This window comes from Pelotomaculum propionicicum (assembly GCF_048984525.1).
Lineage (GTDB): Bacteria > Bacillota > Desulfotomaculia > Desulfotomaculales > Pelotomaculaceae > Syntrophopropionicum > Syntrophopropionicum propionicicum_A.
In genome coordinates, this window is sequence record NZ_JBMGJC010000003.1 from 162,089 (window position 1) to 174,536 (window position 12,448).

Annotated in this window: 10 protein-coding genes; 9 read left to right on the forward strand and 1 reads right to left on the reverse strand. The window is 55.1% G+C overall.

Translation table 11 applies throughout. The features are described 5' to 3' along the window. Positions 1–327: 327 nt before the first annotated feature. The 8 genes from pyrR (at position 328) to pyrF (ending at position 10,472) form a co-directional block, all read left to right on the forward strand. A complete protein-coding gene (gene pyrR, locus ACOBQJ_RS04600; RefSeq protein ID WP_421070556.1) occupies positions 328–873 on the forward strand; it encodes a bifunctional pyr operon transcriptional regulator/uracil phosphoribosyltransferase PyrR in 546 nt (181 codons plus the stop codon). A 223-nt stretch (positions 874–1,096) separates the two neighbouring features. Then, positions 1,097–2,023, forward strand: a complete 927-nt coding sequence (locus ACOBQJ_RS04605) for an aspartate carbamoyltransferase catalytic subunit (RefSeq protein WP_421070557.1) — start codon at positions 1,097–1,099, stop codon at positions 2,021–2,023. Next, on the forward strand, positions 2,020–3,321 hold the full coding sequence (locus ACOBQJ_RS04610; protein ID WP_421070558.1) for a dihydroorotase: 1,302 nt from the start codon (positions 2,020–2,022) through the stop codon (positions 3,319–3,321). Before ACOBQJ_RS04605 ends, ACOBQJ_RS04610 begins: the two co-directional genes overlap by 4 nt. Positions 3,322–3,402: 81 nt before the next feature. Beyond that, entirely contained in the window at positions 3,403–4,482 is a 1,080-nt protein-coding gene (gene carA, locus ACOBQJ_RS04615; protein ID WP_421070559.1) for a glutamine-hydrolyzing carbamoyl-phosphate synthase small subunit, read from the forward strand. 1 nt (position 4,483) lies between these two features. Then, positions 4,484–7,699: a carbamoyl-phosphate synthase large subunit gene (gene carB / locus ACOBQJ_RS04620; protein ID WP_421070560.1), complete on the forward strand. Its 3,216-nt coding sequence runs from the start codon at positions 4,484–4,486 to the stop codon at positions 7,697–7,699. A gap of 308 nt (positions 7,700–8,007) precedes the next feature. Next, positions 8,008–8,784 (forward strand): dihydroorotate dehydrogenase electron transfer subunit, encoded by a 777-nt coding sequence (locus ACOBQJ_RS04625; RefSeq protein ID WP_421070561.1) that lies wholly within the window; start codon positions 8,008–8,010, stop codon positions 8,782–8,784. Beyond that, positions 8,781–9,728: a dihydroorotate dehydrogenase gene (locus ACOBQJ_RS04630; protein WP_421070562.1), complete on the forward strand. Its 948-nt coding sequence runs from the start codon at positions 8,781–8,783 to the stop codon at positions 9,726–9,728. The genes ACOBQJ_RS04625 and ACOBQJ_RS04630 overlap by 4 nt, the downstream gene beginning before the upstream one ends. A 24-nt stretch (positions 9,729–9,752) precedes the next feature. After that, a complete protein-coding gene (gene pyrF, locus ACOBQJ_RS04635) occupies positions 9,753–10,472 on the forward strand; it encodes an orotidine-5'-phosphate decarboxylase (RefSeq protein WP_421070563.1) in 720 nt (239 codons plus the stop codon). Between the two features lie 76 nt (positions 10,473–10,548). Here the strand turns inward: pyrF and ACOBQJ_RS04640 are convergent, their stop codons facing one another. Beyond that, positions 10,549–11,055, reverse strand: coding sequence for a nitroreductase family protein (locus ACOBQJ_RS04640; RefSeq protein WP_421070564.1), 507 nt, complete (start codon positions 11,053–11,055; stop codon positions 10,549–10,551). A gap of 167 nt (positions 11,056–11,222) precedes the next feature. Between ACOBQJ_RS04640 and ACOBQJ_RS04645 the strand changes: the two genes are divergently transcribed. Next, on the forward strand, positions 11,223–12,437 hold the full coding sequence (locus ACOBQJ_RS04645; RefSeq protein ID WP_421070565.1) for a metallophosphoesterase: 1,215 nt from the start codon (positions 11,223–11,225) through the stop codon (positions 12,435–12,437). Positions 12,438–12,448 lie beyond the last annotated feature (11 nt).

Here is a 12,448-nt window from a genome sequence, read left to right on the forward strand (position 1 = left end):
GAGATACAGCGGCTGCAGATTTGTCGCTTCAACGTACGGCCCAGTACGCCTTCGCGATAAATCCTTGTCACGCCTTGTATCTGGGCCTTTTTGGGCAGCCGGCGCTCCATTACGCATTGGGAGCGTGTCTATGGGACGGTCCGCCGAGCGTGTCTTGGGGACGGTTCTGTTGACACGATTTCTAATACTAAAATCTTGAGACATAAGCGTGTCAACAGAACTGTCCTCATGACACGATCGAGAGAAAAAGCTTCTTAGTTAGTATTGTCCTCAGAGAAAGAGCCTAACTACTCAGATTTACCGACTATGATTTACGCGGAGGGGCTTATGAGTAAGGAAAAAGCGCAGATCCTGGACCAGGAAGGGATCAGGCGGTCCCTGACCAGGATTGCCCACGAAATAATCGAGCGCAACAAAGGCACCGCGGACCTGGCGCTGGTCGGCATACGGCGCCGGGGGGTACCCCTGGCGGAACGTCTTGCTGAAAGGATTATGGATATTGAGGGGCGCAGCGTACCGGTTGGCATTTTGGACATCACCCTTTACCGGGACGACCTCTCAACCCTTGCCCACCAGCCTTTGGTGCGCTCTACCGAGATACCTTTCCCGGTGGAAGGCAAGATTGTGGTCCTGGTTGATGACGTTATTTATACGGGGCGGACCATCAGGGCAGCCCTGGGCGCCCTGATCGACCTGGGCCGTCCAAAGGTAATCCAGCTGGCCGTGTTGATTGACAGGGGCCACCGGGAACTGCCGATCAGAGCCGATTATGTAGGCAAGAACGTGCCAACATCAAGAAAAGAAGAAATTTCAGTGCGCCTGCAGGAATTTGACGGCGAGGAAAGGGTGGTTATCCTTGAAACGCCGGATTAAAATAGGAATTACGGTCGCAGGAAAAAGATATGGTAAAAGGGATTAGGCTCGGAAGAATTGCTCATGGTCCCATGTCCCACGTCTCACGACCCACGACCCAATTCGGATCCACCTTTAAAAACGGTCCTGCGAGGCCGGAAAGGGGACCCACCAGCACCCTTTCAGCCTCAGTCCGGGCAGAACCCGGGCGGGGGCTTTATTTTTGACCACAGGAGGGAAGCAGATGGAACTGCGCGGTAAAGACATGGTCGGACTGCGAAATATCACCTCTCAAGAAATCGAGCTGATTCTTGATACAGCTGTTCCGATGAAAGGAATAATTAATAGGCAGATAAAAAAAGTGCCCACTCTAAGAGGGCGGACGTTGGTGACGGTATTCTACGAGGCAAGCACCCGTACCCGGACCTCTTTTGAACTGGCGGCCAAGTATTTGAGCGCCGACACCGTGGGTATAGCCGCTGCCACAAGCAGCGTGAGCAAAGGGGAAAGCCTCAAGGACACAGCCCGCAATATAGCCGCCATGGGCGCGGACGTAGTCGTGCTGAGGCATCCCATGGCAGGCGCCGCGGAGCTGCTGGCAAATACCCTCAGCGCTTCGGTTATTAACGCCGGGGACGGCGCCCACGAGCATCCCTCCCAGGCGCTGCTGGACCTGTTTACAGTAAGAGAAAAGAAAGGCCGCCTGGATGGCCTGAAAGTCGCCATTATCGGAGACATCCTGCACAGCAGGGTGGCCCGCTCGGATATATGGGGCTATACCAGGATGGGAGCCGAGGTAAGGCTTGCCGGGCCGGCAACATTAATACCTAAAGACATTGAAAAAACGGGAGCCAGGGTTTGCGGCAAGATTGAAGACGCTCTGGCGGGCGCGGATGTGGTCAATGTCCTCCGGATTCAAACGGAAAGACAGCAGCAGGGGCTGTTTCCCAGCTTAAGAGAATACAGCAGGATGTTTTGCATCAACCGGGAAAGGCTCAGGCTGGCCGCTCCGGACGCGCTGCTGATGCATCCGGGCCCCATGAACCGGGGTATTGAAATTTCCCCGGATGTGGCCGACGGCCTTCAGTCTGTGATTACCGAACAGGTGACAAACGGGGTGGCGGTCAGGATGGCACTGCTTTATCTCTTGATTGGAGGAGGCGCCAGATGAAACTTTTAATAAAAGGCGGTTTGGTAGTTGACCCGGTTGCCGGGAACGTTTTAAAAAAGGATATCCTGGTGGTTGACGGCAAAATAGCCGGAACCGGCAAAAATATCAGCCAGAGCGGCGCAAAAATTATTGACGCCGCCGGCAGGCTGGTGGCGCCAGGTTTAATCGATATGCACGTACATTTGAGGGAACCCGGGTTTGAGGCCAAGGAAACTGTTTACACCGGTACCCGCGCGGCGGCCAGGGGAGGTTTTACCTCGGTGGCCTGTATGCCGAACACCAACCCGGTTATTGATAATGCGGCTTTAATTAAATCTGTTATTAACATCGCCCTTACCGGAGGGCTGGTCCATGTCTGCCCGGTAGGAGCGATTACCCGCGGGAGCAAAGGCGAGGAACTGGCCGAGATGGGCGATATGGCCGAGGCCGGTGCGGCTGCGTTCTCCGACGACGGGATGCCGGTAATGGATTCCGGCCTGATGCGAAAAGCCATGCAGTACGCCAGGATGCTGGGCGTTACAATTATATCCCACAGCGAGGAAAAAAGCCTTTCCGCCGGCGGCTGTATGCACGAGGGGTATATATCAACAATACTTGGTTTAAAGGGTATTCCCGCCTGTGCCGAGGAAGTCATGGTAGCGAGGGATATCCTTTTAGCGGAAGAGACCGGCTGCCGGGTGCATATAGCCCATGTCAGCACAGCCGGTTCGGTCCGGCTGCTGAAAGAGGCAAAGGCGAGAGGTGTCAGAGTGAGCGCTGAGGCGGCGCCGCACCATTTTACCCTCACCGACGAGGCTGTAATGGGATTTGACACATTCACCAAGGTTAACCCTCCCCTGCGCACAGGGGACGATGTGGCAGCCGTAAGGCAGGGACTGGCGGACGGTACCATCGACGTTATCGCCACCGACCACGCCCCGCACACGGCTGAAGAAAAAGATGTTGAATATGAGCGTGCCCCCTTTGGCATAGTAGGTCTGGAAACAGCAGTGGGGCTGGTCTGGACCGAGCTGGTAAATACCGGTGTGCTGACACCGCTCCAGGCGGTAACATGCATGACCCTGAATCCGGCCAGGATACTGGGCATAGCAAAAGGCACCCTGGAGACAGGGGCGGACGCTGATATCACCATTATTGACCCCGAGCTTGCCGAGGCGGTGGACCCGGCCATGTTTGCCAGTAAAGGCCGTAATACACCTTTTGCCGGACGCATGCTCAAGGGGCTTCCCTGGTTAACCATGGTCAGCGGCAGGATAGTTATGCGCGGGGGAATACTGGAAGAAAACCAGGTGCAGTAAATTCCCCCCTGTTTAATCGAAATACCAATGGTGCTATTTCCGGCATTATGCGACCAACGACTATTTATCGGAGGTGTCTTTATGCATTCATTGCTCGCGCTGGAAGACGGTACCGTTTTTGAAGGTAAGGCTTTCGGAGCTTTTGGTGAACAATGGGGTGAGGTGGTTTTCAACACCGGGATGACCGGTTACCAGGAGGTACTAACAGACCCTTCCTACTGCGGCCAGGTAGTGGTGATGACCTACCCCCTGATCGGTAATTACGGTATTATGAAAGAGGACTTCGAGTCTAAAAGAGCATTTGTGAGAGGTTTTGTAGTACGGGAAGAGTGCCGGCAGCCAAGCAACTGGCGCTTATCGGAAACCATAGACAGCTTTTTAAAGAAAGAGGGAGTGATCGGACTTTCAGGTATAGACACCCGCTCTCTGACCAGGCGGCTTCGCAGCCATGGCACCATGCGGGGTGTGATCAGCACTGATACTGCCGACGCCGCGGTCCTTGTGGAAAGGGCAAAAAACTGCCCGCATCTTACCGGGCAGGAGCTGGTGCCAATCGTGGCGACCAAAGAAATATACACCCTGCCCGGCAGTGGATACAGGGTGGTCCTGGTTGATTTCGGCGCCAAGCTCAATATTATCCGCTGCCTGCGGGAACGAGGCTGCGAAGTGGTTGTAGTGCCGCCTACGGCCGCCGCCGGTGAAATTTTAGCTTTGAACCCGGACGGGATTGTGCTTTCCAATGGTCCCGGAGACCCGGTCGACGTGCCTTATGCTATAGAAACCCTGAAGCAGCTGATAGGCATTAAGCCGATTTTAGGCATTTGCCTGGGCCACCAGGTCCTGGGCCTGGCCCTGGGAGCAAAAACATACAAGATGAAGTTTGGCCACCGCGGAGCCAACCACCCGGTTAAAGACCTGGTAACCGGCCGGGTTTATATCTCTTCACATAACCATGGTTTCTCTGTTGACGAGGAATCGATGAAAGGGCTGGATATATCCGTCTCCCACCGCAACCTTAACGACGGTACGGTGGAAGGCCTGAGGCACAAGTTCCTGCCGGTATTTTCGGTACAGTACCACCCCGAGGCGTCACCGGGGCCGAGAGACTCTGAATACATTTTTGACGAGTTCCAGGAAATGATGGCCGGGGAGGTTAAGTAAAATGCCTCTGGACAAAACAATAAAAAAAGTAATGGTAATCGGCTCCGGCCCTATTGTCATCGGGCAGGCGGCCGAGTTTGACTACGCCGGCACCCAGGCCTGCCGCTCGCTGCGCGAAGAGGGAGTGGAGGTAGTCCTTGTCAATTCCAACCCGGCGACCATAATGACCGACGCAAACATGGCTGACCGGGTCTATATCGAGCCGCTTACCGTGGATTTTGTCACCCGGGTGATCCAACAGGAAAAACCGGGCGGTCTCCTGCCGACCCTGGGCGGGCAGGTCGGCCTGAACCTGGCCCTGCAGCTGGCCGAATCCGGACTGCTGGAAAAAGAAGGGGTAAAACTGCTGGGCACTTCCGTGGAGGCTATTAAGAAGGCGGAAGACAGGGAAATGTTTAAAGACATGATGGAGACGATCGGTGAGCCGATTCCCGAGAGTATTATCGTTTCCACCCTGGAGGAAGCCGAGGCCTTCGCGGCTGAAATAGGGCTGCCCCTGATCGTCCGGCCCGCCTATACCCTGGGAGGCACCGGCGGCGGTATTGCCTACACTATGGAAGAGCTCCGCGCCACTTGCGCCAGGGGCCTCAAGCACAGCATTATCAACCAGGCTCTCATCGAGCGGTGTGTTGTCGGCTGGAAGGAGATCGAGTACGAGGTAATGCGCGACAGCGCCGACAACTGTATTACCGTCTGCAATATGGAGAATATTGACCCGATGGGCATTCACACCGGGGACAGTATTGTGGTGGCGCCGTCCCAGACCCTGAGCGATAAGGAATACCAGCTCCTGAGGTCCGCTTCCCTGAAGATTATACGCGCCCTTGGCATAGAAGGCGGCTGCAATGTCCAGTTAGCGCTCAACCCGGTCAGTTTTCAGTATTACGTTATCGAAGTGAACCCCAGGGTTTCCCGCTCCTCAGCGCTGGCTTCCAAGGCTACCGGCTACCCCATCGCCAAGGTGGCCGCCAAAATAGCCATGGGCCTGACCCTGGATGAAATCCGCAACGCGGTTACAGGCAAGACATACGCCTGCTTCGAACCGTCGCTGGACTACCTGGTGCTCAAATATCCCCGCTGGCCTTTTGACAAGTTTGCCAGGGGCGACCGCGCGCTGGGAACCCAGATGAAAGCGACCGGGGAGATCATGGCGATAAACAGGACTTTTGAAGGCGCCCTGCTGAAAGCTATCCGTTCCCTGGAAATAGGGCTTGACTACCTGGCCCTGCCCGGAGCTGAAGCGCTGAGCGGGGAAGAGCTTACAGCCAAACTGGCCAGGGCTGAAGACGAGAGGCTGTTCCTGGTGGCCGAGGCCATGCGCCGGGGTATGACCTGTGGCCAGATACATGAGATAACCAGGATTGATATGTTTTTCCTGGATAAGATCCGGGGTATTATTGATCTTGAGAATAAAATCCGCGAGGCCGCCGCTGATAACGGTTTAACGACGGCTTTGCTTGAAGATGCTAAAAAATTGGGTTTTTCAGACGACTACCTAGCCCGGCTGACCGGGCTGAAACAGGATGAAATCCGCTCCAAACGTATTGAAAAAGGGATTATTCCCACCTTCAAGATGGTCGATACCTGTGCCGCAGAATTTGAGGCGGTGACGCCATATTACTATTCTTCATATGACAGTGAAGACGAAGCGAAGTATACTTCCAACCGTAAGGTAATGGTCCTGGGCTCGGGGCCTATCCGGATCGGCCAGGGCATCGAGTTTGACTACTGCTCGGTCCATTCGGTATGGGCTCTGCGGGAAGAGGGATACGAGGCGATTATAATAAATAACAACCCCGAGACTGTCAGCACTGATTTTGATACGGCAGACAGGCTGTACTTTGAACCGCTGGTCATCGAAAACGTGCTGGATATCCTGGACCGGGAAAAACCCGAAGGAGTTATAGTACAGTTCGGTGGGCAGACCGCCATAAACCTGGCCAAACCGCTTGTCCAGGCAGGGATCAAAGTTCTAGGTACTTCAGTGGACGATATTGACCGCGCGGAAGACCGCGAGAGATTTGACCGGCTGCTGACACAGCTGGACATTCCCAAACCGCCCGGACGTACCGCTTTCTCCGTGGAGGAGGCGGTAAAAATCGCCTCAGAGATCGATTACCCGGTGCTGGTCCGCCCGTCTTATGTCCTGGGCGGCCGAGCCATGGAGATCGTATATAACCATGACGAGCTCCTCAATTACATGGCTACAGCCGTGAAAGTGACTCCTGAATACCCCGTCCTGGTAGATAAGTACCTGCTGGGCAAGGAACTGGAAGTGGACGCCATCTCCGACGGCACTGACGTCCTGATACCCGGGATCATGGAGCATATTGAGCGGGCGGGAGTGCACTCCGGAGACAGTACGGCTGTCTGCCCGCCGCAGTCTTTAAGCCGGGAGGTCAAGGACCTCGTAGTCGGGTATACTACTAAGCTGGCCAGGGCGCTCAATGTCAGGGGAGTAATCAATATCCAGTACGTGCTCCATAACGGCCAGGTATACGTGCTGGAGGTCAACCCCCGCTCAAGCCGGACCGTCCCTTACCTGAGCAAGATAACCGGCATCCCGATGATTAACATCGCCACCCGGATCATAATGGGCAAGACCTTAAAAAATATGGGATATAAAAGCGGGCTGCATCCCGAAAGCGACTTTGTGGGAGTGAAGGCGCCGGTTTTTTCATTCGCCAAGCTGCTGCAAGTTGATATAACCCTGGGACCTGAAATGAAGTCAACCGGTGAGGTCATGGGTGTGGACAGGGACTTCAAAGTGGCGCTGTACAAAGCTCTGGTGGCGGCCGGCAGCATGTTTACTCAAAAAGGCACTGTCCTGGCCACCATAGCCGACAGGGATAAACAGGAAGCCATCCCCATTTTAAAAAAGCTGGCTGAGCTGGGTTATGAACTCTGCGCCACCGCTGGCACGGCCGCGGCTATGAAAGAGGCCGGGCTGCAAGTCGAGGTTGTGAAAAAGGTACGTGAGGGCTCTCCGCATATTGTCGACTTAATCAGGGCAAACAAAATCAACCTGGTTATAAACACACTGACCAAGGGCAAGGCGCCTGAGCGGGACGGCTTCCGGATCCGCAGGGCGGCCGTGGAATACGGTGTTCCCTGCCTGACCTCCCTGGACACCACCAGGGCCATCCTGGACGTGCTGGCTGAAAACAGGGAGAAGAATGATTATAAGCTGGTGCCGCTGCAGGAATACCTGAAATGAGACATGAGACGTGGGACGTGAGACGTGAGACACCTCCGCTTCTGCAACTTTGTATCGTTACATGATACCAGACAGCGGAATGGGGACACACCTCTCTTACAAGCATTCCTGCATGCTGAGGTATGTCCCCGATCGGGATGGCTGGGCGGTTTCTGCAGCATTGTATCGTTGCATGGTGTCAGACGTGTCCCCGATGTAGGTGCGGCTTTAGCCGCACAATATGGTCGGCTGAAGCCGACCCTACAACACCAGGAATGTCCACGAATGAGTACCCATTTAAAATATCCGTTAAGGGGGAGGCACAGGAGTTGCTGATTACTGATGCTGAAGTGGTAAAACAGAAGGAAATCTTGCCGGGGTTCTACCGGATGGCTCTGTCCGCAGGGGAAGCGGCAAATTATGCAAAGCCGGGGCAGTTTCTGCACGTACGCTGCGGTGAAACGCTGGACCCGCTTCTGCGCAGGCCTGTCAGCATCCACGCTGTGGACCGGGAGAAGGGAGAGATATCTCTGTTTTACCGGGTGGTGGGCAGGGGTACGGCCTTGCTGGCTGTAAAAGAAAAAGGAGACAGGTTAAACCTTTTAGGCCCCCTTGGCAGCGGTTTCACTATGCCGGGAAACAGCGGGAGGGTTGCTGTTGTGGCTGGCGGGATCGGCATCGCTCCCCTTTATTTCTTACTGCAGGAATTAAGCGGCTTAAAGATACACGCAGATGTGTTTACAGGGGCTGCAACAAAAAAACAACTGTTTTTTACCAGTGAGATCAAAGCGCTCGGGCACAGTGTTTTCCCTGCCACCGACGACGGCACCGCGGGTTACCGCGGGACTGTGGTCAACCTGTTTGAACAAAACCCAGCTGACCGTGTTTATAGCTGCGGGCCCGCAGGAATGTTGAAAAGTCTCTGCCGGGTCATAAGAAAACACGGGATCTGGGGGGAGGTATCCCTGGAAGAGAGGATGGGCTGCGGTGTGGGCGCCTGCCTTTCCTGTGCCTGTAAAACTGTCAGCGAAGGGGAAAATTACCGCTACAGGCGGGTTTGCGTGGAGGGACCGGTTTTTCCGGCCGGGGAGGTGGTGTGGGAATGACAACTCAGTACGGCGGCACAGTGAATGAAAAGAAACCGCAACTGGCGGTGAATATCGGCGGCCTGGCGATGAAAAACCCCGTGGCTACGGCTTCGGGAACGTTTGGCTTTGGGTCGGAGTACGCGCCCTATATTGATTTAAATCTTCTGGGCGCGCTGGTGGTCAAAGGCATTACCCTTCAACCCCGGGCCGGCAACTCCACACCGAGGCTGGTGGAGACAACAGCAGGCATCCTCAATTCAATCGGCCTGCAGAACCCCGGTGTGGAAGTGTTTATTGAAAAACTGCTGCCAGCTCTGGCGGAATACGACCTGCCCGTGATTGTAAATATAGCCGGGGATACCGTGCAGGATTACGGAAAGCTTGCCGCCCGGCTGGACTGTGCGCGCGGAGTGGCCGGACTCGAGGTAAACATCTCGTGTCCCAATGTTAAAAAAGGCGGGATGCAGTTCGGCAGCGACCCTGCCATGGCGGCGGAGGTTACCAGGGCTGTAAGGGCCGGCACGGACAAGCCGGTGATCGTGAAGCTCTCGCCAAACGTCACCAGTATCGTGGATGTGGCGGAAAAAGTCGCCCGCGCCGGGGCTGACGGGCTGTCCATGATTAACACCCTGCTCGGCATGGCCATTGACGTGAAGAAGAGGCGCCCCGTCCTTGGCAATGTGATGGGCGGTCTTTCCGGTCCGGCCGTCAAGCCGGTGGCGGTGCGGGCGGTCTGGCAGGTATACCGGGAAGTTAAGCTGCCGATTATAGGCATGGGCGGGATTGTTACAGCCCAAGACGCCGTCGAGTTCATCCTGGCCGGGGCCACGGCTGTCGCTGTAGGCACCGCCAATTTTGTCAACCCGCGGGCGACAATGGATGTGCTTGAAGGAATTACACGATACATGATCGAAAATGGAGTCCGGAACATTAATGAGCTGGTGGGCGCCGCTCACCGCTAAGAAACAAATTCAGGGGGTTTTCATATGGTCTCTTTTAAAAATCCGCTTATTATCGCCCTTGACGTGGATACCATAGCCCAGGCGGAAAATCTGGCGGATAAGCTCGGCCCCTACGCCGGCGGCTTTAAGGTGGGCATGCAGCTCTACAATAGTGTCGGGCCGGAGGCTGTGCGCGGGCTCAGAGAGAAAAACGTGCCTGTTTTTGTCGACCTCAAGCTGCACGATATCCCCAATACCGTCGCGGGAGCCGCCCGGGTGCTTACCAGGCACGGCGCATCTATTTTGAACGTGCACGCGGCAGGCGGCGCCGGCATGATGAGTGCGGCCGCGACCGCTTCACGTGACGAGGCCGCCAGGGCCGGTTTAAAACCGCCGCTTGTTGTCGCTGTTACAGTCCTTACCAGCATCAGCCAGGATGTTTTTAATAAAGAGATCGGCATCACCGGCCCTATCCGGGACAGGGTTGTGACATGGGCCCTGCTGGCCAGAGAGGCCGGGTTGGACGGGGTGGTGGCGTCCCCTTTAGAGATCACGCCCATCAGGGAGGCCTGCGGGGAGGACTTTGTGGTCATCACGCCCGGTGTACGCCCCGCGGGCGCGGCGCAAGACGACCAGAAGAGGACCATGACCCCCAGGGAGGCTGTAAGGCTTGGCGCCACTTACCTGGTGGTGGGCAGGCCTGTTACCGCGGCCCCGGACCCGGTAAAAGCATTGCGCGCGATACTTGAGGAAATTGACAGCTAAAAACGGTAAATAAAAAACCGGAAAGCACTATGTAGCTCTCTCCGGTTTTTATTACTTAGCGCGGGTGTATTGCTTATTACCAGTGTTCATACCTTACCAGCTCGGCTATGGGTTTGCGGTTTTTAACCCTGGGTGTGTCCGCGGGGTAACCCAGCGGGGTGAAGGCAACGGGCTCAACGCTGTCCGGCAGGCCCAGCACTTCCCGCGCGGCAGTTGGGTCAAAGGCTGCTACCCAGCAGGTGCCCAGTCCCAGCTCTGTCGCGGCCAGGATCAGGTGGTCCATGGCAATGGTGGCATCCACAAAACTATAGTTGAGACCGTCCCTGCGGGACCAGGCCCGGCCCGGCACAGCGCAGGCGCAAATGACCAGGGGTGCTTCGGTAAAGAAGCTCCCGCTGTAAATGCGCTTTAATTCTTCTTTTCTGCCGGCCGTCCTGATTACAATAAACTGGAAGGGCTGGAGATTGCACGCGGTGGGCGCGAGGCAAGCCGCTTCAAGCACCTGCGCCAGCTTGTCCTCCTCCACGGTATCAGGCTTATACGACCTTACGCTGTACCTTTTCTTGATTAACCCGGTAAACATCTTAACGCGACCTCCCTGGATAATTATTGGGGCTTTTGAGGATTTGCCCGTGCCATAAATATTTGATATGGTTATTACGTTTATTATATTTATTATATTATAGTAAAACACTATGTGCTGATTTATAATTACTCATAGTTACTATTTTAATTGTTGTTGAGGCATTGATGAAAATACAGTACATGATCTTTTTCGGGGTATTCTTTACGGTTTACGGTTCAATTAATCTGTATATAGGGGTTCGAGGCTGGCAGGCTTTCGGCAGGTTTTTCCCGCATGGGTCCGGGGTAATCTACTGGGCGGTATTCACTGTGCTGGCTTTGTCATTTATTGCCGCCAGGTTTGCTGAGAATTACCTGCCCGGCTCCCTTGCCGGCTTTTTAACCGGCGTTGGTTCATACTGGCTGGCGGCCATGAACTTTTTGTTTTTGGCTTTAGTCCTGGTCGATTTAACCAGGCTTTTGCACCGGTGGCTAAATTTTATTCCCGCGCCGGCTATACAGCGCCCGGAACTAACCGGCCTGGCTGTCTTATTGCTGGTCGCAGGCATTATTGCCTATGGCGCCTGGAACTCCAGGCACCCCCGGCTTGTCCACTATGACATAACCATCCCAAAATCTGCCGGGAGTTTGACTAAACTGCATGTCGTAGCGGTTTCTGATATTCACCTGGGAAAAATTATGCACAACGGCAGGCTCCTGCCTTTAGTACAGCAGGTCAACAAACTTAACCCCGACTTGATCCTGCTGCCGGGCGATACTATCGAGGAGAGCGTCAGCACCTTTGTGAAGCAGAACATGGCTGACAGCCTGCGCATGTTAAATTCAAAATACGGTTCCTTCGCTGTCTTCGGCAACCATGAATATATCGGGGGACAGCCGGAGGAAGCAAACCGACATCTGCGGGATGCCGGTATAACAGTCCTGCGCGACGAGTACCGGGAAATTACCGGCAGTTTTTACCTGGTGGGACGTGACTACCAGTCCGGGGAAAGATTTGGGGGAGCGGCCCGTAAGGAACTGTCGAAACTGATGGATGGCCTGGACCGTTCGCTGCCGGTGATCATGATCGACCACCAGCCTTCAAACCTGAAGGAAGGACAGGAGCAGGGGGTCGACCTGCAGGTCTCAGGACACACCCACCTGGGGCAGTTGTTTCCCTTTAACCTTTTTACAGGGCGGCTTTTTGAGACTGACTGGGGCTACCTGCGCAAAGGTGATTTTCAGCTCATCGTCTCCTGCGGGTTCGGTACCTGGGGCCCGCCGATCAGGGTGGGCAACGTGCCTGAAATAGTGGATATAGACGTACACTTTACCGGCTCCGGGGGACAGAGCGGGCGTAACGTTGAACCGGTGATACGGACGATGGGCAGGCTGTATTAAATAATAAGAGG

Coding starts and splice junctions, on each gene's coding strand:
- pyrR (WP_421070556.1), top strand. CDS start 328: ATGAGTAAGGAAAAAGCGCAGATCCTGGACCAGGAAGGGATCAGGCGG.
- ACOBQJ_RS04605 (WP_421070557.1), top strand. CDS start 1,097: ATGGAACTGCGCGGTAAAGACATGGTCGGACTGCGAAATATCACCTCT.
- ACOBQJ_RS04610 (WP_421070558.1), top strand. CDS start 2,020: ATGAAACTTTTAATAAAAGGCGGTTTGGTAGTTGACCCGGTTGCCGGG.
- carA (WP_421070559.1), top strand. CDS start 3,403: ATGCATTCATTGCTCGCGCTGGAAGACGGTACCGTTTTTGAAGGTAAG.
- carB (WP_421070560.1), top strand. CDS start 4,484: ATGCCTCTGGACAAAACAATAAAAAAAGTAATGGTAATCGGCTCCGGC.
- ACOBQJ_RS04630 (WP_421070562.1), top strand. CDS start 8,781: ATGACAACTCAGTACGGCGGCACAGTGAATGAAAAGAAACCGCAACTG.
- pyrF (WP_421070563.1), top strand. CDS start 9,753: ATGGTCTCTTTTAAAAATCCGCTTATTATCGCCCTTGACGTGGATACC.
- ACOBQJ_RS04640 (WP_421070564.1), bottom strand. CDS start 11,055: ATGTTTACCGGGTTAATCAAGAAAAGGTACAGCGTAAGGTCGTATAAG.
- ACOBQJ_RS04645 (WP_421070565.1), top strand. CDS start 11,223: ATGAAAATACAGTACATGATCTTTTTCGGGGTATTCTTTACGGTTTAC.